The 26,595-nt window shown below is 63.3% G+C and carries 18 protein-coding genes; 6 read left to right on the forward strand and 12 right to left on the reverse strand.

The genetic code is table 11. The features are described from left to right. Nucleotides 1–49 precede the first annotated feature (49 nt). From argG to NCR35_RS25310, 3 genes are all read right to left on the reverse strand, one after another. A complete protein-coding gene (gene argG / locus NCR35_RS25300; RefSeq protein WP_175943794.1) occupies nt 50–1,384 on the reverse strand; it encodes an argininosuccinate synthase in 1,335 nt (444 codons plus the stop codon). A gap of 123 nt (nt 1,385–1,507) precedes the next feature. Further along, nucleotides 1,508–1,828 carry a DUF1330 domain-containing protein gene (locus tag NCR35_RS25305; protein WP_250536671.1) on the reverse strand — a complete coding sequence of 107 codons (321 nt, stop codon included), beginning with the start codon at nt 1,826–1,828 and terminating at the stop codon, nt 1,508–1,510. An 85-nt stretch (nt 1,829–1,913) separates the two neighbouring features. After that, entirely contained in the window at nt 1,914–2,930 is a 1,017-nt protein-coding gene (locus NCR35_RS25310) for a 1-aminocyclopropane-1-carboxylate deaminase (RefSeq protein WP_250536672.1), read from the reverse strand. Nucleotides 2,931–3,106: 176 nt separating this feature from the next. On the opposite strand from NCR35_RS25310, the gene NCR35_RS25315 reads away from it, so the two are divergent. Further along, nucleotides 3,107–3,607 carry an Lrp/AsnC family transcriptional regulator gene (locus NCR35_RS25315; protein WP_250536673.1) on the forward strand — a complete coding sequence of 167 codons (501 nt, stop codon included), beginning with the start codon at nt 3,107–3,109 and terminating at the stop codon, nt 3,605–3,607. A 14-nt stretch (nt 3,608–3,621) separates the two neighbouring features. On the opposite strand, the gene NCR35_RS25320 is transcribed toward NCR35_RS25315, so the two are convergent. The 4 genes from NCR35_RS25320 to NCR35_RS25335 form a co-directional block, all read right to left on the reverse strand. Continuing rightward, nucleotides 3,622–5,796, reverse strand: a complete 2,175-nt coding sequence (locus NCR35_RS25320; RefSeq protein WP_250536674.1) for a TonB-dependent siderophore receptor — start codon at nt 5,794–5,796, stop codon at nt 3,622–3,624. Nucleotides 5,797–5,922: 126 nt separating this feature from the next. Further along, nucleotides 5,923–6,369 carry a DMT family transporter gene (locus NCR35_RS25325; RefSeq protein WP_250536675.1) on the reverse strand — a complete coding sequence of 149 codons (447 nt, stop codon included), beginning with the start codon at nt 6,367–6,369 and terminating at the stop codon, nt 5,923–5,925. Nucleotides 6,370–6,378: 9 nt separating this feature from the next. Next, nucleotides 6,379–7,560, reverse strand: a complete 1,182-nt coding sequence (locus NCR35_RS25330; protein ID WP_250536676.1) for a Gfo/Idh/MocA family protein — start codon at nt 7,558–7,560, stop codon at nt 6,379–6,381. Nucleotides 7,561–7,599: 39 nt separating this feature from the next. Then, nucleotides 7,600–8,526: a LysR family transcriptional regulator gene (locus tag NCR35_RS25335; protein ID WP_250536677.1), complete on the reverse strand. Its 927-nt coding sequence runs from the start codon at nt 8,524–8,526 to the stop codon at nt 7,600–7,602. Nucleotides 8,527–8,680: 154 nt separating this feature from the next. Here NCR35_RS25335 and NCR35_RS25340 point away from each other — a divergent pair, with 154 nt between their 5' ends. From NCR35_RS25340 to NCR35_RS25355, 4 genes are all read left to right on the forward strand, one after another. Beyond that, nucleotides 8,681–10,126, forward strand: a complete 1,446-nt coding sequence (locus tag NCR35_RS25340; RefSeq protein WP_250536678.1) for a M20 family metallopeptidase — start codon at nt 8,681–8,683, stop codon at nt 10,124–10,126. After that, nucleotides 10,119–11,408, forward strand: a complete 1,290-nt coding sequence (locus NCR35_RS25345) for an MFS transporter (protein ID WP_250536679.1) — start codon at nt 10,119–10,121, stop codon at nt 11,406–11,408. The genes NCR35_RS25340 and NCR35_RS25345 overlap by 8 nt, the downstream gene beginning before the upstream one ends. Nucleotides 11,409–11,437: 29 nt before the next feature. Further along, a complete protein-coding gene (locus tag NCR35_RS25350) occupies nt 11,438–12,505 on the forward strand; it encodes a serine hydrolase domain-containing protein (protein WP_250536680.1) in 1,068 nt (355 codons plus the stop codon). A gap of 197 nt (nt 12,506–12,702) precedes the next feature. Further along, the gene (locus NCR35_RS25355; protein WP_250536681.1) at nt 12,703–13,167 is read left to right on the forward strand and encodes a hypothetical protein; all 465 of its coding nucleotides are present in this window, start codon (nt 12,703–12,705) and stop codon (nt 13,165–13,167) included. A gap of 1,978 nt (nt 13,168–15,145) precedes the next feature. Here the strand turns inward: NCR35_RS25355 and NCR35_RS25360 are convergent. Beyond that, nucleotides 15,146–16,123 carry a ParB/RepB/Spo0J family partition protein gene (locus NCR35_RS25360; RefSeq protein WP_250536682.1) on the reverse strand — a complete coding sequence of 326 codons (978 nt, stop codon included), beginning with the start codon at nt 16,121–16,123 and terminating at the stop codon, nt 15,146–15,148. Further along, nucleotides 16,120–17,331, reverse strand: coding sequence for a ParA family protein (locus NCR35_RS25365; protein WP_244851785.1), 1,212 nt, complete (start codon nt 17,329–17,331; stop codon nt 16,120–16,122). The genes NCR35_RS25360 and NCR35_RS25365 overlap by 4 nt, the downstream gene beginning before the upstream one ends. A 611-nt stretch (nt 17,332–17,942) precedes the next feature. Here NCR35_RS25365 and NCR35_RS25370 point away from each other — a divergent pair. Then, entirely contained in the window at nt 17,943–19,340 is a 1,398-nt protein-coding gene (locus NCR35_RS25370) for a RepB family plasmid replication initiator protein (RefSeq protein ID WP_250536683.1), read from the forward strand. Nucleotides 19,341–19,355: 15 nt separating this feature from the next. Here NCR35_RS25370 and NCR35_RS25375 read toward each other — a convergent pair whose 3' ends face one another. The 3 genes from NCR35_RS25375 to tssM all read right to left on the reverse strand — a co-directional run bounded on the left by NCR35_RS25375 (nt 19,356) and on the right by tssM (nt 26,593). Continuing rightward, the gene (locus tag NCR35_RS25375; RefSeq protein WP_502801723.1) at nt 19,356–20,627 is read right to left on the reverse strand and encodes a YbfB/YjiJ family MFS transporter; all 1,272 of its coding nucleotides are present in this window, start codon (nt 20,625–20,627) and stop codon (nt 19,356–19,358) included. A gap of 131 nt (nt 20,628–20,758) precedes the next feature. Then, nucleotides 20,759–22,126 carry a hypothetical protein gene (locus NCR35_RS30045; protein WP_350029229.1) on the reverse strand — a complete coding sequence of 456 codons (1,368 nt, stop codon included), beginning with the start codon at nt 22,124–22,126 and terminating at the stop codon, nt 20,759–20,761. Nucleotides 22,127–22,537: 411 nt separating this feature from the next. Next, the gene (gene tssM, locus NCR35_RS25385; protein WP_250536684.1) at nt 22,538–26,593 is read right to left on the reverse strand and encodes a type VI secretion system membrane subunit TssM; all 4,056 of its coding nucleotides are present in this window, start codon (nt 26,591–26,593) and stop codon (nt 22,538–22,540) included. Nucleotides 26,594–26,595 lie beyond the last annotated feature (2 nt).

The raw sequence follows: 26,595 nt of genomic DNA on the forward strand, positions 1-26,595 counted from the left end.
CGGATGAGCGCGCGCTCGCAGCGCTCATCCGGCGACCGGACGCGTGGCTTTAAGCCTCGTCGCCCTTGATCTGCGGCAGCGCCGACGCCTCGCCCGGCGTGAGCAGCCCGACTTGCGCGTAGATGCGCAGCTTGTCGCGCGTATCGGTGATGTCGAGATTGCGCATGGTCAACTGGCCGATGCGATCGCGCGGCGAGAACGTGGACGCCACCTTTTCCATCGACAGGCGTTCCGGCTGATACGTCAGATTCGGCGACTTGGTGCTGAGAATCGAGTAGTCGTTGCCGCGGCGCAGTTCGAGCGTCACTTCGCCCGTGATCGCGCGCGCGACCCAGCGTTGCGCGGTTTCGCGCAGCATGATGGCCTGCGAATCGAACCAGCGGCCCTGGTACAGCAAGCGCCCGAGGCGGCGGCCGTTCTCGCGGTATTGCTCGATGGTGTCTTCGTTATGAATGCCGGTCACGAGCCGTTCATACGCGATGTGGAGCAGCGCGAGCCCCGGCGCTTCATAGATGCCGCGGCTCTTCGCCTCGATGATGCGGTTCTCGATCTGATCGCTCATGCCGAGGCCGTGACGCCCGCCGATGCGGTTGGCTTCCAGCAGCAACTCAACGGCGTCGGTGAACGTCTTGCCGTTGAGCGCGACCGGGCGGCCTTCCTCGAAGCGGATCGTCACTTCTTCCTTGTCGATCTTCACGTCGTCGCGCCAGAACGCGACGCCCATGATCGGATTCACGATCTTGATGCCCGATTCGAGGCTTTCGAGGTCTTTGGCTTCGTGCGTGGCGCCGAGCAGGTTCGAATCCGTCGAATACGCCTTTTCCGCCGACATCTTGTACTCGAAGCCCGACTGGCGCATGAACTCCGACATTTCCGCGCGGCCGCCGAGTTCGTCGATGAACGTCTGGTCGAGCCACGGCTTGTAGATCTTCAGGTCCGGATTCACGAGCAGGCCGTAGCGGTAGAAACGCTCGATGTCGTTGCCCTTGTACGTGCTGCCGTCGCCCCAGATGTTGACGCCGTCTTCCTTCATGGCGGCGACGAGCATGGTGCCGGTCACGGCGCGGCCAAGCGGCGTCGTGTTGAAGTAGGTGACGCCCGCCGTCGAGATATGGAACGCGCCGCATTGCAGCGCCGCGATGCCTTCCGCGACCAGTTGCGCGCGGCAGTCGATCAGGCGCGCGCCCTCCGCGCCATATTGCGTGGCGCGGCGGGGAATGGAGTCGTAGTCGTCTTCGTCGGGCTGGCCGAGGTTGGCCGTGTAGGCGTACGGCACCGCGCCCTTCAGGCGCATCCAGTGCAGCGCGGCGCTGGTGTCGAGGCCACCTGAGAACGCGATACCGACTTTTTGCCCAGTCGGAAGGCTTTCAAGAATTGTGCTCATTAGCGAAACCGTTAAGTCGACGTACGGGAAAAGGTGCAACTGGGCAGTATCAACCATGACCGGTGATATGACAAGTTTGCGCCAAAACCGCGCGTGTAGACGGTCGTTCGCCGCGAGCCGCCGCTATTGCAGGATGTCCGTCGCCTTGTGCACCGGATCGACGCCGTCGATCAGAAAGACCGCGCCGCGCGCGTGGCGGGTGCGCAGCGGCAGAATGCGCCGATACGCGTCGGAGTCGTACCAGTTTCGCGCGTGCGCGAGATCGGGAAACGCGATCACGATGAGATCGCCGTGCCACGCGCCCTCGCGCACGTCGCACGGCCCGCCGTGAATGATGAAACGCCCGCCGAACGGCGCGAGCGTGGCGTCGATTTGCTCCAGATACGCGACGATATCCGGGCACATGTCCACTTCATACAGATGCCCGACGGCGTAAGCAGTCATGTTGCGGCTCCTTCTTCCGTGTGAGGATGCCGCGATCTTGCCCGCCCCCGCGCGTCGCGTCGATTACGTGCGAGGTAATGCCGAGTCAGCCGTTGCGGAACAGGTAGCTGTAGGCATTGAGCGCGGGTACGCCGCCCAGATGCGCGTACAGCACCTTCGACCCTTCCGGGAACTCGCCGTTGCGCACCATCTGAATCATGCCGTCCATCGACTTGCCTTCGTAGACGGGATCGGTCAGCACGCCTTCCAGCCGCGCGCACAGGCGAATGGCGTCGAGCGTGCCTTCGTTCGGCAGGCCGTATTCCGGGCCGCCGAAGCGCGTGTCGAGAATCACGTCGTCGCGCGTGATGTCCTGGCCGAGATCGACGAGTTCCGCCGTGTGCTTCGCAATGCGCGCGATCTGATCGTGCGTTTGCTGCGGCTTCGCAGATGCGTCGATGCCGATCACTCGCCGCGCGCGGCCATCCGCCGCGAAGCCGACGACCATGCCCGCCTGCGTGCTCCCGGTCACCGAGCACACCACGATGTAGTCGAACTTGAAGCCCAGTTCGGCTTCCTGCTGCCGCACTTCTTCCGCGAAGCCGACGAAACCCAGCCCGCCCTTCGGATGCTCCGAGCAACCCGCCGGAATCGGGAACGGTTTGCCGCCCGCCGCGCGCACGCTGTCCATCGCGTCCTGCCAGCTTTTGCGAATGCCGATATCGAAGCCGTCGGGCACTAGGCGCACGTCCGCGCCCATCATGCGCGACATCTGGATATTGCCGACGCGGTCGTACACGGCGTCCGAGTAGTTGACCCAGTTTTCCTGCACCAGCACGCACTTCATGCCGAGATGCGCGGCGACGGCGGCGACCTGACGCGTCTGGTTCGACTGAATGCCGCCGATGGACACGAGCGTATCGCAGCCTTGTTCGAGCGCCTCGGGAATCAGATATTCGAGCTTGCGCGTCTTGTTGCCGCCGAACGCGAGACCGCTGTTGCAATCCTCGCGCTTCGCATAGAGCTCGACTTTGCCGCCGAGATGCGCGCTCAGGCGCTTGAGCGGCTGAATGGGCGTCGGCCCGAAGGTGAGCTTGTAGCGGGGAAAACGTTGCAGGTTCATGGTCGGCATCCTGTGCGATTGAGGTGGGGCTGCCGCGCGTGATCCGCGACGCCTGACAGAAATCGTAGTCAATCTGACGGATGTCGGCGTTGCGAATAAATTCGCTTTGGCCTAACGTAACCGTTTGTTGGTTTGCTTCAGCGCAGTTTCATTTCTTCCGACGGCGCATTCACGCAATGAAAAAAACCACGCTACGGCGAGAGCCGCCAGCATCGGGCATCGAGATCGATCGCGTCGATCGCGCGATCCTGCGTCAGCTTCAGCGCGATGCGTCCATATCGAATGTCGCGCTCGCCGCCAAGGTTCACCTGAGCCCGCCCGCGTGCCTGCGGCGCGTCGAACGGCTGCGCGAAGCCGGGCTGATTCGCGGCACCGTCGCGCTATTGAACCCGAAGGCGCTGGATGCGGGCATGCTCGTGCTGATCGGCGTGGTGCTGGACCGCTCGACGCCGGAGTCCTTCACCGACTTCGAAAAGGCCGCGCAAAAGGTGCCGGGCTGCATGGAGTGTCACGTCGTCACCGGCGAGTTCGATTTCTTCATGCTGATTCGCACGCGCGACAGCGACAGCTTCAACCGTCTGCACGCGGAGAAGCTGCTGTATCTGCCGGGCGTGCGGCAGATACGGACCTTCGTCGTTCTGCGGGAAATTCTTTCGACGACCGCCTTTCCCGTGTGACGCACGCATGTGTACTACCAGCGATAGTTCATGCCCGCGAACACTTGCCGCCCGTAGCCGAACGCGCACCAGCTTCCGTAGTAGCACGACGCCACATACTCTTTGTCGAAGAGATTCTGCGCATTGACATACAACTCCGCGCCCTTGAGCTGCGCTGCGGCGCGGCCGAGGTCGTAGCGCAACGTGGCATCGACCAGAAAGAAGCTCTGCACCTTGAAGTCGTTTTGCGTGCTGTACGTCGTGCCGGTGTATCGCCCGCCCGCGCCGAGCGAGAGACCCGCCAGCGGCCCGCGATTGATCGTGTAGTACGCCCACAGCGACGCCTGATTCTGCGGCACGGCCGGCAGATGCTTGCCTTGCAGGCCGCCGTTGTCCTTGGTGTAGACGGTATTCAAATACGTATAGCTCCCCGTCACGTTCAACGAATCCGTGAGACTGACCTTTGCTTCGAGTTCGACGCCGCGCGAGCGCGCTTCGCCGGTTTGCGACTGGAAGTTCGGGTTCGTGGCATCGACAGTCAGCAGGTTTTCGCGCGTCAGATCGAATAGCGCCGCCGTGAAAAGCGCGTCATAGCCCTTCGGCTGATACTTCACGCCCACTTCGTATTGATGCCCGCGCTCCGGGTCGAACGCGCGGCCGTTGATGTCCGTGCCCACTTGCGGCGTGAACGACTCCGTATAGCTCACATACGGCGCAATGCCGTTGTTGAACACGTACGTCAGACCGGCGCGGCCCGTGAACGCGCGGTCGGACTGGCTCGACGACGTGCCGAAGGTTTCGTTGCGCGTCTTGCTGTTGATCCAGTCCTCGCGCCCGCCGAGCGTGAGAATCGCGTTGCCGAAACGCGCCTGATCCTGCGCATACACGCCGTATTGCGTGCCGCTCAACACCTGCTTCGACAACTCGGGCACGGTAATGGTCTGGTTGTACACGGGCGCGTACATGTCGATGGAAGGCGCCGTGCCGAAGCCGGAGACGAAGTTCGTCGCGTAGTGCTGATAGTCGAAGCCGACGAGCAACGTGTGGTCGATCGGGCCGGTCGAGAAGTTGCCTTCGAGTTGATTGTCCAGCGCGACCGTATTCAGATTGTCCTGCGAATAGGCGGTGCCGCGATCCAGCGTGCGCAGATCGGCTTCCAGCGCGCTTGCGTAGACGCTCTTGTAGTCCTGCGCGAGGTGCATGTAGCGGCCGTTCGCGCGGAACGTCCACGCGTTGCTCAGGCGTCGGTCAAACTTGTAGCCGACGGATTCCTGCACGCGATTGAAGCTCTCGAAGCTCGGATCGCCGTCGTAGAAATTGCTCGGCAGCTTGCCGTTCGGGTTATAGAGCACGGTCCCTTGCGGCGGCACGCTGCCGTAAGAAGAACTACGCGGATCGTGCTGATAAAGGCCGAACAGCGTGAGCGATGTCTTGTTGTCCGGACGCCAGGTGAACGACGGCGCAATCGCAATGCGCTCGTTCTTCGTCATGGCGACCTGTCCGTCTTCCTTGCGCCCGATGCCGGTCACGCGAAAAAGATAGCGGTCGTCGCCGGCAATGGGCCCGGATAGATCGAACTTGCCCTGCACGTGCCCGTAGTTGCCGACTTCGACGCCCACTTCGTGCAGCGGCTCGGCAGTCGGCAGCTTGCTTTCCATGTTGAGCAGCCCGCCCGCCGCGGCTTGCCCGTACAGCACGGAGACCGGCCCTTTCAGCACTTCGACGCGATCCATCAGATACGGGTCGAGTTGCGGTGTCGAATACCAGCCGTTGCCGATGAGCTTCAGCCCGTTCCAGTATGTGTCGGCGTCGAAGCCGCGCACTTTCAGCAGATCGTAACGCGTGGCGATGGCGCCGCGCGTTTCCGGCGTCACGCCCGACACGTAGCGCACGGCGGCGTTCAGCGTCTGCGCGTTCTGCTGATCCATCTGATCGCGCGTGACGACGGAAACCGACTGAGGCGTCTCGATGATCGGCGTGCCGGACTTGAGCGCCGTCGAACTGGACTTCGCGACGTAGCCTTTCGTCGGCCCGTACGGCGCGTCCTGATCGCTTTGCGCCGTCACTTTCACTGCGGGCAGCGTGCTTTCCGCCGGTGCCGCGTCGGCGTCGACCGATTGCGCGTTGACGCACGCGCTCGCCGTGAACAAAAGCAGCGCGGCCGTTCTCAGCGGTCGCAGGGCGAACCCGCTGGTCTTGCTTGGTTTCATGTTTCCTCTCGTAGCCGTCGTGGTTTTAAATGCGAATCATTATTATTCAACGGCGGATTGTGCCCGCTGGCTTTACGTTTGTAAAGTCAGCGGCGACGTGCGTTGATGCGACTCGGAGGGAGCCAGTCAGAAGATCGCGATTAGGATGACGCCCGCGACAGCCAGGCCGCCGCCGAGCAAACGCAACGCGCTGGCCTCGCGCACTTCGAAGCCCATGAGGCCAAAGTGATCAAGCACGATCGACGTCACGACAGCGGATATGACGACGATCGTCGTGAACGTGGCCGACCCGAGCTTTCGCGTGATGATGAGCGAGCACATCAAAAAGAGCGCGTTGCAGATGCCGCCGATGTACGCCCACCACGGCACGCTGCCGAGGCGGGAGAGCGCGGGCCGCACGCCGAAGCCGAAAAACGGCACGCACACGGCAAGACACGCCGCGCCGATCAGATAGACGATCAACGCGGACACGATCGGCTCGTGCAGGCCCTTGAGCAGCGCCGAGTTGCTGCCCGATTGCAGCGGGTTCGAGACGCCCGCCAGTACCGCGAAAACCGCCATTAGCCAGTGCATGATGTCGCCTCAGACAGTGAGCCGGGCGTCGCGGAACGCGTCCCGCTCGGCGACGGCGGGAAGCTGCACCGGACGATTTTCCGCCGCCGAGCGATAGATCGCTTCCATGATCCTTTGATCCTGCAAGCCCTCTTCGCCGGGCGTCGCGGGCGTTTTGCCGGTCAGGATGCATTCGGCCATGTGGTCGATTTCCGCGCCGAACTGGTTCGCGTCTTCGAGCACGCGCTCTTCGCGCACCTCGACGTCCTCGCGTTCCGGCGAGCGATGCTGCACCGACAATCGCAGGCCCTTGTATGCGAACGCCGGATCGAGCACCACGGTCCCGCGCTGGAAATGCAGGCGTGCGACGCGCGATTCGTGCGCATCGTAAGCAGCCGAGCAGCGCGCGACGACGCCCGACGGAAAGCGCATCTGCCACGAGATGTTTTCTTCGACTTCCGCGAAGCGCGCGTCGCCCGGCGTGCTCCACGCCCAGGCCGACACTTCGATGGGTTCTTCGCCGGTCACGAATCGCGCGAAGTTCAGGCAATAGAGGCCGATGTCCGGCAACGATCCGCCGCCCGCAAGGCGCTTGTCGTGCCGCCATTGATCCGCCTCGCCCTGCACCTGACCGTTATGCGCTTCGATGATCTTCAGTTTTCCGAACGTTTTCGCTCTTGCCAACCGCGCGGCCTCGCGATTATGCGGCTCGTATTGCAAGCGGTACGCGACCATCAGCATGACGCCCGCATCTGCGCATGCGCGAATCATCTCTTCTGCTTCAGCCGATGTATTGCTCAACGGCTTCTCGCACAGCACATGCTTGCCGATGCCCGCCGCCGCGATCACCTGTTCGCGATGCAAGCCGTTGGGCGTGACGATATACACCGCCTGCACATCGTCGTTGGCACCGAGGCGCGCCCATTCGTCGTAGCCGTACACCGCTTCCGCAGGCGCACCGTATTGCCGCGCCACGCGTTCGCCCTTTGCCTTGTCGCCGGTCATCACGGCTGCGAGGCGCGCGAGCTTCGATGAAGCCAGCGCGGGCAAGATCGAATCGAGACTCAGACGGCCGAGGCCGACAATGGCGAAGCCCACCTTGCGATCGGGCGGAAGCGGCGGCGCCTCGACAGGCGAGCGCCGCTCCGAAGCGCCGACGAAGGGCGGGCGTGTCTCGGGTTTGTCCTGCCCGGTCGATGGCAAGCCTGACATGATGTGCTCCGTGAGTCGCAATGCCGTTTGGCGTTGGCATCAGCTAGAGCAACGGCTATTCCTGTCGATGATCGTCGGGTCTTCGATCGCGTCCTTCAGCAGAGCGACGAATGCGGCGACTGGCTGCGGCAGCGTGCGTCCTGCCATCGTCTGAATCTGCAGCGTGCGTTGATGCAGCTCGGGGTTCGAGATCGGCACGGCGGCGAAGCCCTCCGCGCCGAGACGGCTGCGCACCGTGACGTAGCCGGTAAGCGTTATGGCGTCCGTGAGCCGCACGAAGCTCTGCAGCGCCATGTGGTAATTGCCGACGAAGACCGGCTCGAACACGAGTCCTTCCAGACTGCACGCGATGTCGAAGAGTTGTCGAAGCGTCACGCCCTGACTATGCATCGCCAGCGGCCATGCGTGCAGGTCCGCGAGCGACACGGCTTTGCGCGATGCGAGCGGATGGTCGCGCCCCATCAGCGCATAGACCGGCGCCCGCTGCGCGTAATGCACGTGCACGTCCTGTTCGGGCGCCATGCTGAAGCACACGGCGATGTCGTGGGAGCCGTCGCGCACGCGCTGCGTCGCGATGGACGGCGCGGAGACGTCGAGTTGAAAGTGCGCGCGCGGATGCGTCGTCAGGAAATGCGCGAAGGCTTGCGGCAGAAAGTCGGGCGCCACGCCTTCGGAAGCCGCGATGCGAATGGTCGCGCGGCCGCTTGCGCTCAGTCCGCGAATCTCGTCGATCACGCGCTCGTCTTCCAGTTGACTGCGGCGCGCGTGATTGGCGAGCAGGCGGCCGGCTTCGGTCAGCACCATGCCGCGCGGGCGTCGCTCGAAAAGCGGCGTGCCCATTTGCTCCTCGATCTTCGCGATCTGCCGGCTGAGCGCGGACACCGCGACGAAGAGCCGCTCGGACGCTTTGCTGAGCGATCCGCTGCGCGCCACTTCGAGGAAATAGCGTAAAGCCGTCTGGTCCATGCGCCGTCCGTTCTAGCGTTCAAAGTCGAAGTGCGCGCTTTGCCGCAACGGCAAAGGTCGGTGAGAAATATTGTAATTGTCCAGAAATATCGGCGAGGTCAGCATGAATTCGTCGGCGGCTACGGCTGCCTTTTCAGCTTCGACGGAGACCGACGTGACCCGCGACACCGCCCTTCAGATTGCCGACCGCTACTTTCAGTCCGGCGCCTTTCTCGACGACTTGCAGCGGCGCGTCGCGTATCGCACCGAAAGTCAGGAGGCCGACAGCGCCGCGCGGCTCATGGCTTATCTCACCGAGGAACTGACGCCGACGCTCACGGCATGGGGCTTCCGCTGCCGCGTGGTCGACAATCCTGCGGCCGGCGCAGGGCCGTTTCTGGTCGCGCATCGCCACGAAGGCGACGACCTGCCGACGGTGCTGACCTACGGCCACGGCGATGTCGTGCGCGGCTACGACGCGCAGTGGCGAGAAGGCTTGTCGCCGTGGAGCGTGACGGTCGACGGCGACCGCTGGTACGGCCGCGGCACCGCCGACAACAAAGGGCAGCACAGCATCAACCTCGCCGCGTTGAAGGCCGTGCTCGACGCGCGCGGCGGCACGCTCGGCTTCAATCTGAAGCTGCTCTTCGAGACCGGCGAGGAAGTCGGCTCGCCCGGCCTTTCCGCCGTTTGCGAGCAGTTGCGCGACGAACTGGCCGCCGACGCGCTGATCGCTTCCGACGGACCGCGCCTCGCGGCCGACCGCCCGACGATGTTCCTGGGCTCGCGCGGCGTGATCAATTTCCGGCTCGACGTAAAGCTGCGCGACGGCGCGCATCACTCGGGCAACTGGGGTGGCCTGCTGCGCAATCCGGGCATCGTGCTCGCCAACGCGATCGCCACGATGGTCGACGAGAACGGCAAGATTCTGATCGAAGGCTTGCGTCCGCCGCCGATTCCGGATTCGGTGGTTCGCGCGCTCGCGGACATCACCGTCGGCGGCAATCCGGGCGAACCGGAAGTGGACACGGATTACGGCGAGCCGGGACTCACGCCCGCCGAGCGCGTGTTCGGGTGGAACAACATCGAAGTGCTGGCCTTTCGCACGGGCAACCCCGACAAGCCGGTGAACGCCATTCCCGCGACCGCGTTCGCGCATATGCAGATCCGCTTCGTGGTCGGCACGGACTGGCGCAACTTGCAGCAGATCGTGCGCGATCACCTCGATGCGCACGGCTTCCCGATGGTCGATGTCGAAGTGGAGCGCGGCATGCCCGCGACGCGCGTCGATCCGGACAATCCGTGGGTCAAGTGGGCGCTGCGCTCGCTCACGCAAACCACGGGCACGCGTCCTGTGCTGTTGCCGAATCTCGGCGGCACGCTTCCGAACGACGTCTTCGCCGATGTGCTCGGCATGCCGACGCTGTGGGTGCCGCATTCGTATCCCGGCTGTTCGCAACATGCGCCGGACGAGCATTTGCTCGGCTCCGTCGCGAGCGAAGGGCTGCGCATCATGGCGGGCCTCTTCTGGGATCTCGGCACGCGCGAAGGCGATGCCGTCAACGGCAATGCCGCCGACCATCTGCCGCGCAAGACGAACGGAGGGCTTCGCCATGAGTGATTCCGCCACGATTTCGACGTCGGGGAAAGCGCACGGCAAGGAGCGCGGCGTCGCACGACTGATCGTCGCGACATCGATCGGCAACGCGCTGGAGTTCTATGACCTCGTCGTCTACGGCTATTTCGCCGGAACCTTGTCGAAGCTCTTCTTTCCGACGCAGGATCACACCGTATCGCTCCTGCTCACGCTCGGCACGTTCGCGCTCTCGTATCTCGCGCGGCCGGTCGGCGCGCTCGTGCTCGGCTCGTACAGCGACCGCCGCGGACGCAAGGCATCGCTCACACTCTCCATCGCGATGATGACGCTCGGCACCGCCATGGTCGCGCTGATGCCGACCTACGCGACCATCGGGCTCGCCGCGCCGGTGCTGATCTTCGTCTCGCGGCTGTTGCAGGGCTTCTCCGCGGGCGGCGAGTTCGGCAGCTCGACGGCGTTTCTCGTCGAGCACGCGCCAGAGCGCAGCGGCTTCATGTCGAGCTGGCAGTTTTCAAGTCAGGGCGCGAGCACGCTGCTCGCGTCGCTCTTCGGCGCGGTGCTGACCGGCTCGCTGACGCCCGCACAGCTCGAAGGCTGGGGCTGGCGCATTCCGTTTCTATTCGGAGTACTAATCGGACCGATCGGGCTTTATATCCGGCGACGCATCGACGAAACGCCCGAGTTCGAGCATGCGGAGAAAGTGGCGTCGCCCGTGCGCGAACTGCTCGCGACGCAGAAGGAGCGCTTGCTCGTGTCGATCGGATCGCTCGTGCTGACGACGACCGCCAACTACATGCTGCTCTACATGCCGACGTATGCGGCACGGCAGCTGGGACTCGCGCCCTCCTCCGGCTTCATCGCGACCTTGACGGCCGGGTTCATCATGATGGTGCTCGTGCCGGTGGTCGGGCATCTCTCCGACAAGTACGGGCGCACGCGCATCATGCTGATTACCGGCGTGATCTTCTTCCTGACCGTCTATCCGGCGTTCATGTTTATGAACGCGCATCCGTCGCTGCCTACGCTGCTCGCTGCCGTGATTTGGGTCGCGCTCCTCAAGGCGACGTACTTCGCGCCGATTCCCGCGCTGATGTCCGAGCTTTTCCCGACCGCCACGCGCACGACCGGCATGGCGTTCGGCTACAACATCGGCACGACGGTGTTCGGCGGCTTTACGCCGCTGGCGGTGGCGTCGCTCATCGCGTTGACGCATAACAATCTCGCGCCGGGTCTGTATCTGATGATCGCGGCGGTCGTGAGTCTCTTCACGCTTGTCTGGGCGCGAAAGCGCCTGGATGTGCGTTGAACGTTCGAATCCAGCCAGGAAGTTCTCAAATGAACGAAGCATTGCAGCGTGCGATCCAGTTTTCCGTCGATCACGAATCGACTTGGGATCGGCAAGTACACGGCAACTGGGGCGTGCACGTGAACGATCCGCCGCCGTGGAATCGGCTGCTCGGGCCGGTGCATGATCGCGGGCCGGTGTCGGGCGCGCTTGCCGTCGATGGCCGCGTGATCACGACGTGGGGTGAGCCGGACCGCGCGGACCTGACGTTCAGCATCGCGAAGACGTACCTCGCGCTGCTCGCGGGCGTCGCGCATGATCGCGGATTGCTGCCGGATCCGGATGAAGCGGTGCGCTTGCGTGTGCCGGGCATCGGCTTCGACGATCCGCATAACGCGCCGATCACATGGACGCATCTGCTTCAGCAAACCAGCGAATGGCAGGGCGAGTGCTTCGGGCTTTCGGATCAGGCGGACCACTACCGCGCGGTCACGTTCGGCGAGCCGCCCGCCGGCAAGAAGGGCGAACTGCGGCCGTTGCGGACGCCCGGCACGTATTGGGAGTACAACGACGTCCGCATCAATCAGCTTTCGCTCGCGCTGCTGCATCTGTTCCGGAAGCCGCTGCCCGATGTTTTCCGTGATGCCATCGCGCGACCGCTGGCCTTAAGCGACAACTGGAACTGGGCGGGCTATGACCACGCGTGGGTCGAAATCGACGGCAAGCGCATGCAGTCCGTGCCGGGCGGCACGCATTGGGGCGGCGGGATGTCGATCAGCGCCAACGATCAATTGAAGATCGCGCAGATGCTGCTGGATGATGGCGTGCGTGATGGGAAGCGCGTGCTCTCATCCGAGTGGATTGCGCGGATGCGCACGCCCTGCCCGCTCGCGTCGTTCTATGGCTACCTTGTCTGGCTCAACACCCGGCGGAAGATGTTTCCGGGCGTGCCGGAGACGAGCTACTTCGGCATCGGCGCGGGAAGTTCGTTCATGTGGATCGAGCCCGAGTCGCGGATCGCGTTGATCGTGCGATGGCTCGACTCGGCGCACGCGGCAGAGTTCTTTGGGTTGATGTTCGAGGCTTTAACGGCGTCGAGCGGCGCGGTGCAGGTCTGAATGGGCGGCGGGCGGGCTTTCGTCATTCACTCTCTCTAATGACGGGTGCCCCCGCCGCGTTGTGTCGCTTGGTTGGCTGCCGTTTTGTTCGATGCGGCGGTGTAAGACCGTTAGTTGCGTGAGGTCAATGCGTTTGAGCCCTTAAGAACGGCGTCGGTTGTTCGTTAACAAGAGCAAGCCAACCTAACGACCGACGCATGTCCTCCACTATTCCTTTCCGCCGCTCGGCTCACGCGACGCACACGCGGCTCTCCAAAGCTCAACTGCTGCCCATCGCGCGCGGCGTCGCAGACGAACTCGCCCTTCACGCACATCTCGCGCTCGAGACGCTGCGCGCGGGCTCGCCGGATATCGCGCCGGCTCAACACATCGCCGAAGTCATGCTGCTGGCGAAGTTTCTCGCGGACGCAGGACATGGCAACTTCCCGGACGAAGCCCTTGTCGATGCCGATCAAACGATTGCGCGCACGTTCGACGGCGGCCGCGAATCCGGTTGCTGGAGTATTGCTGCGGACGGGGTCGATCGACTGGCGGCGATTGTCTCGCTTTATGATCATCAACTGAAACGCGCGACGCTCGGGGCGCTGACTGCGGCGAGCGACAGGCTCGATCGGTTCAAGGCTGGTGAGCCGTATCAGGGGTCGAGGAAGAAGCGGGCTTGAGGGTGGTGGTGTTGGGGCGCCGTTGGTCGGCCAGCGGCGGGCGCGTGGGCCGATAATGTATTGTTTGTTACGAAACGGTGGGTGCCGGTGGTAGATCGGCAAGTTTTCTCGCATGTCGCGGATGGTCCGTGCTCCTTGACCGGCAACTGTCCGCTCTGGCGTGAAACAACGTTAGATGTTTATTTTAAATACCTGATTTTTAAGTCTTTTCTCGCTCGCGCCAAGTTTGGCCTGTGTTCCACGGGCCCGTTACCCATCCGTCGTCTCTTAGAAGCAGAAACCTCCGGTAGGCCGCGATTGTCGCGTGTCGTGCGCTAATAAGGCGAGCGCGCGACGGATGCGATCTGCGGCAATGCACCCGGGAGACGGCGTAGGGTTGCTCGCCCACAGAGCGTCCGGCGCATGCGGCGCTTGCTATCGCTTGGTTCCTGATGGCGCTATGGGCAGTGCTGGGAAAGGTACCGCTCACGGTGTCACGTTGCCACACCGGTTCACGCGAACTGGCACCGCGCCGTCGCGCTGAATCGGTCCACGTGTAGTTGACACGATCAACCTCCGACGGATTGCTGACGCACTCCTCGGCGCGGGGGTTTCACGTTGGGTGACTGGGTTAATAGAGCGTTGTCTCTCGAAGCGTTGGGCGCTACGCCGAACGGTGCCGGCTGCCCCGAGGCGGGAAAGCGTTAGCGCGCCGCTCGGCTGTCGACGGCCAAGCGCGCGTTCGATGTCGCGTCGCTTCGCCAGTGATCAAGCGTCCGCGGTGGTATCGACGCATGGCAGACGCCTCGCCCCCAACGCTGGTTGAACTCGGGAGAGAGCCACTTGCTTTTCGCCGAACGGGTCGCGCTGATCGCTGGTGTCTTTCGCGCTTGTCGTAGATCAGGACCACGTCGCCGGTTCTCCGGGCCGCATCGGATAGCCCGTGAATTCAGGCTGCGATTTCGGCGGCGCCGGCGGCGACACCGGGCGGATTTGTTTTACATGGCGCGGCATGATGAACGGCATGCGCGCCGTTGACAGCGGCCTTTTCCGCACCCGCTAGGACTTGAAGAACTTCGACCGTCTAATCGCGGTACCTGGGGACGAAGTGGAATGCGACGCTGTTGAGCAGCAGTTCGACGGGTTGAAATCACGCCATTCCTGCTACGTGGGCTGCGGCTTTGATCGGTCGCTCCAAGCGACGAGCCGCCGGCTTCTTTGGCGAAGCAGATGTGCCCAGTTCAATACGCTGCGGACTCCCCGCCCAGTCCGTACATATCGGCTTGCTAGGCAAGCATGAGCGGCCGAGAGACAAACTTTAGGCGTCATTTCCACGGCGAGAAAAGTGTCCGAATTCGGACACCGTGGCTCGGTTGTTTGGCGTGATTACCGAGGCCGATTGGTCGCCGGGGGCGCAGTGCGACCGCGAGCATTGAGAGAATTCTGCGCCACTGCGGCGCTGGGAGCGCCGCATTCTCGCGCCCCCATCGCTACCGTTTTAGTAGGACGTCGACCTCTGAGGTGAGGGGAGCCTGCCATATGCACTGCGATCAATCAGGCTGTTTCCAAGTCCGGTAAAGCCGGGCTCGAAGGGCATCGCTGACTTCTGATTCAACTACTTGCGCGGCGAGAGACCGCCAATTGCGTCCGCTCGCCGTCTTCAGGATCAGCTACTCAAGGCGTCTACGCAGACGCGTATTGTTTGCTCGACCGGCCACGCAACTGGACCCGCCGAAAGGCGCCCTGACTTTGAAGCCCCGAAGGAGTTACCGCGCCGACACTTGACTGTCCGAGTGTCCGAATTCGGACAGCGCGCGACGTGTTAATTGGCCGGCAGTCAACGGATCGCGCTCCGCGCCAGAGTGTCCGAATTCGGACACCCGCGTTACCGCTCACTTGCAAGCGTAAGACAAGCGCCCAGCTTGCAATCGCTCCGCTCACTAAAAGAACACCATCGCCTCGAACAGGCGAAAAAAAGCCCGCATAGCGGGCAGTCGTTTCATTCAGATCTAATGGAGAACATCTTCCCGATATGCTCTCTAAGTTGGTTCTCCTGCTCCTCCGTCACCACCCCCGCCTTGAACTTGAACGTCAGCCCCTTGACGTCTTTCGTGATGCTCCCGGCCTGCACCTTCCCGGCAAAAATCTTCAAAATGCTGCGTCCTCCAGCGTCCGTAGGCGCACCGCCCCGGCTGATGTGCGCGCCCAAACTTGCGGCAAGTTTCGTCTGCACCAAGTCGCCCGACAATACTTGCGGCCATAGTTCCTGAAGCGCTTTCAACCCTGCCTCGCCCGACTTCTTCAATGCATTCGCCACGTCTTGCGCCGACGACGCTCCCAAAACGGAAGGCGTCAAATCGAGGTCGCGCTTCACGAAATCAGGCAACGCGTCGAAGGCCAGAAACCGATAGAGGTCGCTGCGCGAGATGCCCATTGCCTCAGCCAAGCGCGTGCGATTCGGAAATTCCGCTTCCGCTCGACGGATCGCGATAGCGATCTCATAATCCGACAGATCGTCGCGGGTGACGTTTTCCATCAACGCAAGCGCCGCCATGTCCTGATCAGAACACTCGATGACGACTGCCCGAATCGTCTCCTTATTGATGAGCTTATGTGCGCGCAGTCGACGCTCACCCGCGACAAGCTGAAACGAATCGCCGATGCGGCGAACCGTGACTGCCTGCAGCAATCCCACCTCATCAATGGAGCGCGCCAGCTCCGAAAGCTTCGCCTCATTGAACTGACGACGCGGTTGCCACGGATTCGGCACGATTGCGTCGAGTGGAATTTCCGTCTCGACGCCCTTCGACTCCAACTCCTGAATCCGAAGCTGCGCCGCTGCGAGTGCGCTCGTGATGCCCGGCATCGTCTGCGGGCCGCGCGCATTGCGATCCTTCTTCGACTCGCCTTTGAAATCGGCCGGCTTCGGAAGGTTGGCCGTCTTGGCCATGAGTTGTTCTCTAATGTTGTTACTCACGCCGCCTCCTTCCAGGATTTAACGAACATATCGTCGAGCCACTTCGCATACTGCATCATCGGCTGCCTGACACGTTGCAGCGACTTGGCCGTCGAGTGCGTGCTGACGACATCGAGCGCCGTCGAGAACGACAACGCTCCGCCGCTCATCACGGAGCTCGCCGGAATCTCGAACGGGTCGAGCCAGCGTCCGTAGGCACTCTGCGCCCACTGTCGGACGACCGGCGCCGACGAGGTCTTGCCGTAGTCGACCTTCGACAGCAGAATCGAAATGAAGTCGTACACCTTGTCTTCTTCGTACGGCAGGAAGTCTTCAGCGACATCCGAGAAAAGCCGCCAGAATGCCAACGAGCTAATGAAGTCGAGGTTCTCGGGAATCATCGGCATGACGAGCGCGTCGGCGGCCAGCAACGCATTCAGGTTCATGTACGACAGCGACGGCGACGTATCAATAAGAATGTAGTCGTACTGCGCGCGCAGCGGCTCGAGGCCTTCTCGCAAGACCGCCCAGAAACGATAGCCCTGAATCGTTTTCTGCCGTGCGGGGAGAAGGAACTCCGCTCCGTACAGAAAGGTATGGCCGGGGATAATGTCCAGACCATCCCAGTAAGTCGACTGCACGCTCGCGCCCAGTCCGCCCTCGACGTTCTGGTCATAGATATAAGGGAGCACGGTGTCGTCTCCCGAGATCTCCTTCTCGGCATACAGTCCACACAGCTCCGACGCCGACGCCTGCGGATCCAGATCGATCAGCAAGACCTTTCGGCCGAGCAGCGTCAGCGCTTGCGCGAGGCAAACCGTTGTCGTAGTCTTCGCCGAGCCGCCTTTCAACTGGGCCGTAGTGAGCACCTTGCCGCGGAACGTGCCGTCGGCATCATCGAGCCTCGTCTGATAGATATCGGACGCCATCTTCACCCAAAGACGAACCTCGGGCAGCGTGAAAGTGCGGCTGCGGCCGTTGCCGTTGAGCGTGCCGCTCGGCAAACCGCCTTCGCCCTTGGTCACGAGATACTGAATCTGCTGTCGAGTCAGATTGCACATCTCGGCGAGTTCGCTGATGGTGTAGAAGGGCGCAGTTTTGCGCGGGCGGGGCGCGAGAATCTGCTCGCGAAGATTGTCCGAAAACGGTTCGAGGTTATCCGCAAACTCCGCGACTTCCCGAAGCGACACCTTGCGGTCTTCCATTGGTAAGCTGCCTACGTTGGCCATTCTGCGCTTTCTCCCTGTATTGACGCTGAAGCGCAGAATACACGAATATGCGTAAACAGGCTTGCAAAGTGGCGAAATTTCGCAGTTTCTTATCGCCTTGGGGCCTTCGACGCGAGATTTCCGCCGCCTGCGGACGTGCGCAGACCGTGCAGTAGAGCCCTCCCACAGCTTTCCTAATCTCACACTCCAAAGCTTCCGGCACAAAAACCGCCCCGGGGGTGGTTTTTTGTGCTCCGAAAAAGCTCAATCCCTTCAGCTACTTAGCACTAAAGACTCAAGGAACTTTGATGGCTCCTACCATCGTTAGTCCAGTTTTTTTGTAAACCTTAACCGTCAAACCTACAAACAGCCCCACGGAAACCCTTAAGAATCAACAAGCTTCCCTGTGAATAGGGACGGTTTTTGTGAAGGGCGGGGCGGTTTTTGTGCTCGTGAGGTCGCAAACTGGGCGTGGACAGACGGTTTTTGTGCGCACCGGGGTGGAATTTGGGCGGCGCCCGCTTCCTAGAGGGCGGTTTTTGTGCGAACCGAGCCGATGAAACCGGGGCGGTTTTTGTGTTGACACGCTTTTCGTGCCTGTTAGAGTGCCGGGACAGTAGCCGAACAGAAGAATGGACAATCAAGATTTCACCGTCACGCCTCAGCAACTTGCGCTGGACATCTACGAAGACATGTCCGGACAAGGCGCGGCTATCTGCGAGGCGACGCGCGACATCGGTTTTCTGCGGAACAACATTTTCACGCGCGTGGGCGGTCTCGGAATCGCCGCGCGGCGCGTGCTCGACGCGGCATATTTCATCGTTGCGACGAAAGCGCCCGACGAACTGATCGACGACAAGGTCTATACCTTCACCGCCGACGTGAACTACTTCAAGTGGCTAATGCGTTACGACAGTCGCAACCACAGTCACCTGATCGCGCAGATGAGAGCGGCCGCCCGCGCGCGCGTCGAAATCATGACGGCGCCGTCCATCGAGGAACTGACGGAGAAGGACTCGTGGGGCACCATCAGCTTGCTCGGTGACTGCTATATCGAACGCAACGTTGTATGCGTGCTGCTTTCGGGGCGTGTCATCAAGTATCTCATCAGCCCTTACAAGGCCCACTGGCTGAGCTTGCGCGCCTCCACGGCCTTTTCGCTATCGCTTGCACGCGCGATCTATGACCGGCTGATCCCGTGCGAAGGTCACGGCGTGACCGAATGGTTCCCGTTCGAAGAGGTGCTCGAATGGCCGGGCAAGGTCGGCGAGTCGCGCAAGGAAGTCAAGGAGTTCAAGAAGCGGTTTCTGGAGCCGGCTATCGACCAACTCAATGAAGTCTCGGACTTCGACGTGAGCTGGGAGGCCAACGCCGACCGCGCCACGCGCGACAAGCTCAAGATCCGCTTTCGCTTCACGAAGAAGCAGGGCGCGGATGCGGCGCGGGCGGGCATCGCCGACGAGATGTATCTCCTGTTGCACAACGAATTCGCGTTCGACACGCCGGACTTCGAACGCCTCGCCAAGCGTCGCGATGTATGGACGGACGAACGTCTCGAACAGGCGATCGAATACACGCGTTTCAAGCTGAACGAAGGCAAGGTCACGGTGAGCCCGCGCGGCTACCTCTTCAAGGCGCTGGAAGGCAACTACCGTATTGGCGATGCGGATCGCAAGATGGCCGCGATCAAGGCGAGACAACTCGAAGAAGAGAAGAAAGGCCGGCGCGAGCGCGACGCCGCGCAGGCGCAACTCGAAGCAACCATTCAGGCGCAGAACGATTCCGCGAAAGCTAAGCTCAGCGAAGAAATCAGGGCGGGGCGGGAGTTCTTCGAGGCCGCGGACGCGCAGTCGCGCAAGGAACTGTGCCATTCGTTCGTCAGCCAGTTGATTCCGCAACGGCTCATCGAGAAGCAGGGCCTCTCGCGGGAATCGTTGAGCGCGGACAACATTCTGACGGTCAATCGCGTCGTCGCCGATGCGTTCTGCTCGCACGTGTACATCAAGATGAAGAAGGCGCGGTCGGGCTGACCCGCCGCACAGGCTTCATTCTCTCGGCGGTGCGGGGTCACTCAGCGGCTTCTGGCACGCCGCGAGGACAGCGCCGAGTGCAAGCATCGCCGCGGAGTAGACGAGACCGCGACTCAGTCCGCCGCTATCGGAAATGCGCCCGATCACCGTCGGACCGACGATCTGACCGACCGCGAAGACGATGGTGAAGGCATTGATGCCGCTCGCCCATTGGCTCACAGCCAGGTTGTGCCGGACGAAGGCTGTCGTCGACGCCACGGCGGATAAGAACGTCGCGCCGAACAGCAGGCCGGAAGCGAACGCGGCCACCGGATGCGCGAACAGGGCGGGAACGAGCGTCGCCACGGCGAGCAGCGCGTTGAGCAACGCGAGCGCCTGACCGCCGCGCACCCGGTCGAGCAGTCCAGACCACACACGCGCCGACGCGACCGTCGCCACGCCGAGCGCGACGTAGAAGGCACTGACGACAGTGGCAGTCATCCCCGCCGCACGCAGCAGGGCAACGATAAAGGTCATGTAGCCGATATAGCCGACGCCGAAGCAGCCGTATCCCGCAAGCGCGAGGATATAGCGCCTGTGCCGGATTGGTCGATGCGGCGCTGCCCGCGCTCCGCTTTGTGCCATCGGCTGCGCGGACGCGGAGTCGATACGCCGCGCCGCCCACACTGCGGCGATCCCACAGAGGGCGCATGCCGCCGCCAGCGCGAACCAGGCGTAGCGCCAGCCGTGCGTATCGGACGATATCGTCAGCGGGACGAGGATCGACGAAAGCGCGATGCCCCAGCCCGTGCCGCCGTAATACAGGCCGATGATGAGTCCCGAATCGCGAGGTGAAAGCGACGCGAGGCGTGCTGCCAGCACCCCGCCGCTCACGAAGACGAGCGCGCTGGCAGCCCCGGTGACCACGCGCAGCAACAGCAGCCCGTTGGTCTGTGTTACGGCGCCGCTCGATGCCATCAAGAGCGCCGTCGAGACGCAGCCTGCGACGAAGAGCGTCCGCGGCGCGCTTTGCTGCGACAACCGCCAGAACGCGAACGCGCCGAGCAGATAGCCGAGCGCGTTGGCCGTGTTCATCGCGCCGGCCTGCGCGAAATTCCATCCGAGGTCGAGCTTCATCGGAGGCAGCAGTAACGCATACGCGAAGCGCGCGAACCCGAGCGCGATCGCGCTGCCGAGCGACAAAGCGACCGCGAGCCGCCGCGCGTGCGAACGGCTTGCCGATGCGCTCGCCGGCTGCGGCTGTGCCCGAGGTTCTGCGCCGCTCTCGATAGTCTCTGGTGTTCGCACGCTCGTCGCTTCTCCGGCTCGCTCGAATCGCCTCGCTTGAATCGCTTATCGTGCGGCTTATGTTAGCGCGCCAAGCGTCAGCCGTATTCCTCGCATCGCCGGTCGAGCGTCGACTTCATGCGAAGTAGCAGTTACATCGGATGCGCGGCGACGAAGTTCTTGAACGCCGCGTACACCGGCTTTTGCGTGACGCCGTCGTTCATCAAGAGACCGTAGTTGCCTTCGCCGCCGACCGGATCGTCGTACAGTTCGTACGCCTGGATCGCCTGGAGGTTGTACCGCGACGCGATCGCGACGAACTGCGCCATCATCGCGTTCCCGACCATGTACGACGCGATCTGTGCGTCCGAGCCGTACCACGGGCGCACGCCGAACTCCGTCAGCCAGATCGGCTTGCCGTACGCCTGCAACGCGGCGAGCACGTCATGGCAGCCGGTGCCGCCGCAGGCGTGCGTGATGTCGCCTTGCTCGGAATACCAATGCCAGCCGGTGATGTCCCACGTGACCTTCGGATGGCCCGTCGTGCCGTCCGGCTGCGTGCCGTTCCAGAGCATGTCGTCGAAGCCGTAGTGCAGCCACGTATCCCCGCCGATGATGATCTTGCCGTTCGTATCGACCGACTTGATGCCGGCGATCATGCCGCGAATCAGGCCGCGCGCCTTCTGAAAGAGCGCATTGTCGAACTGTTGCGGATAGACGCCGTCCACGTTGCCGACCAGCGACATCGCGCCCAGTTCGTTCGACACCTCGTAGTACGGATATCGATACGACGTCGCCGTCTGCTGGCCGAGCGCAAAGCCCGCGGTGTACGCGTCCGACTCGCTGTTGAAGGAGCGCGGGTCGGACAGCAGCACCGGAAACACCGTGACGCCGCCTGCGGCCATCGACCTGGCGATGCCCGCCAGCTTAGTGGCCGTCGCCTGGCTGTACACCTCGTTGCGATACAGCTTCGCCCCGAGATCCTGCAATTGCGACAGCTGGCGCGCGGGACTGGAGATATCGTAAGCGCCGCCTTCGTTGTTGTGGCCATTGGCGCCATAGAAGATCGACGCAGAGGCATTGACCGGCGTCGGTGTGCTTATCGGTGTGCTTACCGGCGCGCTCGCGCTCGATCCTGTCGAGTTGTTCGAGCTAACGGGCGTCGCCGTGCTGGTCGGCGCGGTGTTGGCCGCTGCGGTAGCCGGCGTCGTAGCCGCTGATGTCCCTGTCGCTGTAGTGGCCGTCGAGCTGGAGCCTGATTGCGCGGTGGACGAAGTTTGGGACGAGACTACGGTGCCGCTTCCGGAGTACGAAGTCGACGAAGCGGCGGAAGCCGCATCGCTGCCCGGACTGCTGACGGCGTTGCCGGATGCGGCGCTTTTCGCTGCGCCCGCCGCGCCGTCGCTTCCTCCGCCGCCGCCGCCGCACGCCGTGAGAAGCGCGCTGATTACCAGTGCTACGGTGAACAGGGCGCACGGACGCGCTCGGGAAAGAGCGCGTGCATTCGAGTTGATCGTCATGATGATGTCACTTAGGAATGCTGATCGAGGTCCCGATCGGCTAAAGCGAAACGCGCGAGCCGAATGTCCAAAGGACGACGGACGGAAGAGCGGACCGTCCCGCGGCAAGCCCGATCGGCGGTGCAAATGGAAAGTGCGGCGGAATTTAAGACGCCGTCCCGCTTGGGGTTCGCATGTAACTACGGCCGGAAAGAGCGGGACTTTAGGGTGCCGTCGCGTCAAATTTGCGTGGGCTGCGCGTGCCGATTGTTCGGGGCCGCCAACGTTTGCCTCTATCGACGCGAAAACGGAAATATGTGCCGGGAAAGGGAGACCGATGCCGCCGTCGACACGCGTCGCGAACGCGTATGGACGGTGTGTCGAGCGCCATCGGCAGCCGGCTCGGGCGTCCGCCTGCCGAAGGGTCGGCGCTTATTGATGGCTCGCCGAAGCGGCCGGAGCGGGCTGGGCGGCAGCGGCGGCCGCGGCGGCCGCCGCGGCGGAGGGCGTCTTCGACGGCAATGCCGGCAATCCGGGCGGCGGGCCGCTATCGGGCAGGGTGAAGATCGGCATGGAACTCGGGCAGCGGAACGTGGTGAGCAAGTCGCTCGTGAGGGGATTGGCCACGCTGCCCGCCGTCGCGATGTCGAGCACCGCCTTGCGGCCCTCGAAGCCGAAGACCACGCGCGTGCGGCCCGGCGTCGCGGTCGGCACGACTTCGCCGAGACGCATCAGGCGCATGAGCGCCCAGGGACCGTCGGCTGCGACCGTCGATGTATCGGCCCGGATGCGCGGGCTGGCCGTCAGTTCCGCATGCACGCCGCCGCGCGGGCCGGGCCAACTGATGCGGACGGGCGCGACGGGCCTGTGCTGGTAGAGCGCGTTCTGACCGTCGATGTCGATGGATAGGCTCAGGATCGTCGGATCGAGTTCGGCGATGCGGAGGTCGGCTTTCCAGGCGAGTTGCTTCTGGCCCTGGTCACTGAAGAAGACGTCGCGGATTTCCTTCGCGTGCTGGAACGGCTCGAGGTCCGGTCCGTGCACGGGTTCGGTCGAGCCGGCGAGGGTCTTGTACCGCCACGGACGCGCAGATGTATCGACGAACGGCAGCAGATTCTTCGTGAAGAAGTCGTCGAGCACGCCGCCCTGCGCGAACACGCGCGTGAAGTCTTCCACGCTCACATCGCGCTTGCTGTCCGGAGAAAAGGGATAGTTGCCCTCAACGGTCAGACGGCACGCGTCCGTGACGACCGCCTGCATCTGCCGTGAAAGCAATTGCCCGATGCCCTGGTTGACCTCGCGCGAGCCTTGCATCGACAAGCCGAGCAGCACTTCGCGGAAAGGCGCGGGCATGGTGTTGGCGGCCATCTTTAGTTTGGATGCCGCGTCGCTCGTCGGTGGCAGGCTGTTGTTGGCGATTGCGTTGTCGGCGACCGTGAGCGAAGTGTAGTAATCGTTGAGCAGGCTCGTCACGCCGTCGAGGCCCGTCGCGCCTGCCTTGCCGTTGCCGGCCGTCTGGCCGCTCGACTGCGTGTCCGAGCTGCCCGTAACCATCTCGCGCAATGCAGCGAAGTGACTGTCGACCAGCTCGCGTTCGACCCGCTCCGCCGCGCGAATGCCGAGCGTTTTCTCGGCCTTGTCCGCGACCTTGTCGCTCGCCTTGTCGAGAAGGGAAGGGCCGTCGGCGGAGACGTTGCGCGTGAGCGTCGTCTCGTGGACGGCCGCGTTCGCGAGCCGCGCAAGCGGGGAATCGGGCGCCGCGAAACGCCGCAGCACCTGAAGATCGAACGCGAGACTCGTGCCGCTGACCGTGCGGATGTCGCCGAGAAACGCGTCCCACTGCTGCGCGTACTCGGTCAGATAGAGCCGGCGGATGGCCTCGGTGAGCGGATCGTCGGCGCCCGTGACCGCACTCGCAATCTCAGCCGTTTTTTTTTGAGCCTCACCGAGATACGAGCGGCCCATCACCCAGGCGTCGTCGTCACGCGCGGCATCGACGAATTCGTGCAGCCGCTTGTCGAACAGATTGCGGTAGCCGTCGAACGTGAAAAGCCCCGCCACGCCGCGCGAAAGCGGCGCGCCGCTCGCGCGCGTGAAGACCGTGCCCGCCTGCGGACCCACCGCTCGCAGAAGCGTGAACTCGTCGGGCGCTTCCTTCTGCATGTCGGCTTTCGCGCGGTCGTACAGGCGCTGCGTCGCATTGCTGGAGTCGAGAAAAGCGCGCGCCCGCTGAATCAGCCCGTCGTTGCGGATGAGCGGCGATTGCACCACGCGGTCGCCCGAGAACAACTGCTCGACGTGACCGATCATCGACGCTCGGCCGCCGAAGATCGACGCGCTGTCCGTCTTCGCCCAGTCGTCCAGCACCCAAGCCTTCACGTCGCCGGCCTTGAACTTCGCGGGATCGTAAAGCATGAGGTAGACGCGAAGCGCGTCGTACGCAGACTTCGAATCCTGGCTCGCGATGGACGAAGAGATGACGTCTTCGAGACGATGGACGATCTGCGGCACGAGCAGGTTGTCTTCGAGTGCCTGATACGTGAAGCGGCTCGCGTCCGCGATGCCGGGCGCAGTGTACAGGCCGTAGCGGAAGCTGGTGTCCGGCTCGGCAAGGTTCAGACCGGTCCACGTCGGCAGATACAGCGCCTCGCTCAGCGTATCGGGCACGGCCTCCGGTTTCGGCTCCTTGTAGAGCGCTGTAACACGCGCTGCGAGCGATTGCGTCTTGTGCGCGATGGCCGCCAGATAGTTGCTATTGCTGTCGAAGCTCATGTGCAGGCCGACCGCGAGCCAGACGAAGAGCATCAGCGCGAGCGCGTGACCGAGCAGGCGCAACATGCGCAGGCGGTATTCCCAGCGCAGGTTCGGGCGAACGAGGTTGGCCTCGGGCACGATCACCTTCGCGAACAGGTCCTGAAGGAAGTAGCTGTGCGTGCTCTGCGGCGCCGCTTCCTCCGGCGAAACGGCATGTCCTAGACCGGTGGCGAGGCGTTGGACGACGGTGAGCGGCTCGGCGACCACGCGCTGGGCGCTCTGCAGCGCGCTCGTGAAATACACGCCGCGCAGCGTCGCCTGAAGCTGGGTGTCGTCGTAACGTGAATCGACGAAGAGTTGCGCGAGGAAATCGACGAGCGGCGCGGCGAGCGCGCCGAACGCCTCGGGCAACACCGACAAGCGCCGGCGTCTGTCCATGTCGTACTCGTCTTCCAGCCGCGTGTTCACGCCATTGGCGAGACGCGAGGCGAGTTGCCGAAGCTCGCCGTCGCAGCGCAGGGGTAGGTCGATCTGCGATGCCTCGTTGCCGAGCGGCAGCGTGAAGCCCCACATCTGCGCGCGATGCTCTTCCGTAAGCGAACTAAAGTAGTCTGCGAAGCCGGGCAGATGGTCCGTCTGCGTGACGATGAGATAAACCGGAAAGCGGATTCCGAGCGCCGTGCGCAGGTCTTCGAGACGCCCCCGCAAAGCAGCGGCTTCCGCGGCACGGACAGCCGGGTCGGCGGCGGTCAGCACGTCGAGCTTCACGGTCAGCAGCGCGCCGTTGAGCGGCGCGCGCGGGCGATGACGTCGCAGCAAGGCAAGAAAGCCGCGCCATTCATCGCTATCAACGGTGAGACGCCACTCGGGGTCATCGCGATCGCTGTTTGCATCGGGCGCTGCCTCAGTCTTCGCCGCACTCGCCGACGCGTCGGACTTCACGGTTTGCGCGAGCTCTTTCGGCCGAAGCACCGGGCCGGACGAGGTGCCGTGGCGCGTGTAATGGCCCGCCGTGTCGATCAGCACCGCGTCGTTTGTGAGCCACCAGTCGACGTTGTCAGTGGCGGCCGAGCCGCCCGTGAAGCGCTTCGACGTCGTGCCGACCGGGAATTCCAGTCCCGCGTTCAGGAGGGCCGTTGTCTTGCCCGACCCTCTCGATCCGAGCGTGATGAACCACGGCAGTTCATAGAGGTATCGCGTGCCCTGAAACAGACGTCCGATGCCGCGCGCGCCCGTGCGCATGGTCCGCAGCCGCGCGATCGCACTATTGACGCGTGCCTCGACCACCCGCAGGCGCTCCGCTGCGGGCGGCGCATCTTTTTTCTTGCCGAACGCCAGCGCCTTTTCGAGAAATTGCTCGTCGTCGCGCATCCTGAAGAAGACCCAGGCGAGCCAGTAAACCGCGAAGCAGACGAGCACGACGGTGATCGCGATGATGCGCGCCGACTCCGGCGCGAACGGCTGCGCATTGCCGAAGCTGAGCAACGGCGTCGCGTACCAGATCAGCACGCAGAGCAGCGCGACGAACGCGGGGCTTGTCGGCGCCTCCTTGAGCCAGAGCAACACGCCGACGACCAGCAACGCGATGACGAACACCCGCATGCCCACGCCAGCCAGCGGCTTCAATCCGCCGAACGCCAGATAAGGCCCGAGAAACCAGATCACCAGTCCGACGACGACCAGCCCCAGGAAACCGAGGAACCAGCGTGACCTCAGAAACGACAGCATTTTCATTC

Source organism: Caballeronia sp. AZ10_KS36, assembly GCF_023631105.1.
Classification (GTDB): Bacteria; Pseudomonadota; Gammaproteobacteria; order Burkholderiales; family Burkholderiaceae; genus Caballeronia.

What these genes read in the sequence shown, in the direction of transcription:
- NCR35_RS30045 (WP_350029229.1), bottom strand. Translation starts at nt 22,126, where the DNA reads ATGACGATCAACTCGAATGCACGCGCTCTTTCCCGAGCGCGTCCGTGC.
- tssM (WP_250536684.1), bottom strand. Translation starts at nt 26,593, where the DNA reads ATGAAAATGCTGTCGTTTCTGAGGTCACGCTGGTTCCTCGGTTTCCTG.
- NCR35_RS25320 (WP_250536674.1), bottom strand. Translation starts at nt 5,796, where the DNA reads ATGAAACCAAGCAAGACCAGCGGGTTCGCCCTGCGACCGCTGAGAACG.
- NCR35_RS25315 (WP_250536673.1), top strand. Translation starts at nt 3,107, where the DNA reads ATGAAAAAAACCACGCTACGGCGAGAGCCGCCAGCATCGGGCATCGAG.
- NCR35_RS25365 (WP_244851785.1), bottom strand. Translation starts at nt 17,331, where the DNA reads ATGGCCAACGTAGGCAGCTTACCAATGGAAGACCGCAAGGTGTCGCTT.
- argG (WP_175943794.1), bottom strand. Translation starts at nt 1,384, where the DNA reads ATGAGCACAATTCTTGAAAGCCTTCCGACTGGGCAAAAAGTCGGTATC.
- NCR35_RS25355 (WP_250536681.1), top strand. Translation starts at nt 12,703, where the DNA reads ATGTCCTCCACTATTCCTTTCCGCCGCTCGGCTCACGCGACGCACACG.
- NCR35_RS25350 (WP_250536680.1), top strand. Translation starts at nt 11,438, where the DNA reads ATGAACGAAGCATTGCAGCGTGCGATCCAGTTTTCCGTCGATCACGAA.
- NCR35_RS25325 (WP_250536675.1), bottom strand. Translation starts at nt 6,369, where the DNA reads ATGCACTGGCTAATGGCGGTTTTCGCGGTACTGGCGGGCGTCTCGAAC.
- NCR35_RS25335 (WP_250536677.1), bottom strand. Translation starts at nt 8,526, where the DNA reads ATGGACCAGACGGCTTTACGCTATTTCCTCGAAGTGGCGCGCAGCGGA.
- NCR35_RS25370 (WP_250536683.1), top strand. Translation starts at nt 17,943, where the DNA reads ATGGACAATCAAGATTTCACCGTCACGCCTCAGCAACTTGCGCTGGAC.
- NCR35_RS25305 (WP_250536671.1), bottom strand. Translation starts at nt 1,828, where the DNA reads ATGACTGCTTACGCCGTCGGGCATCTGTATGAAGTGGACATGTGCCCG.
- NCR35_RS25310 (WP_250536672.1), bottom strand. Translation starts at nt 2,930, where the DNA reads ATGAACCTGCAACGTTTTCCCCGCTACAAGCTCACCTTCGGGCCGACG.
- NCR35_RS25330 (WP_250536676.1), bottom strand. Translation starts at nt 7,560, where the DNA reads ATGTCAGGCTTGCCATCGACCGGGCAGGACAAACCCGAGACACGCCCG.
- NCR35_RS25345 (WP_250536679.1), top strand. Translation starts at nt 10,119, where the DNA reads ATGAGTGATTCCGCCACGATTTCGACGTCGGGGAAAGCGCACGGCAAG.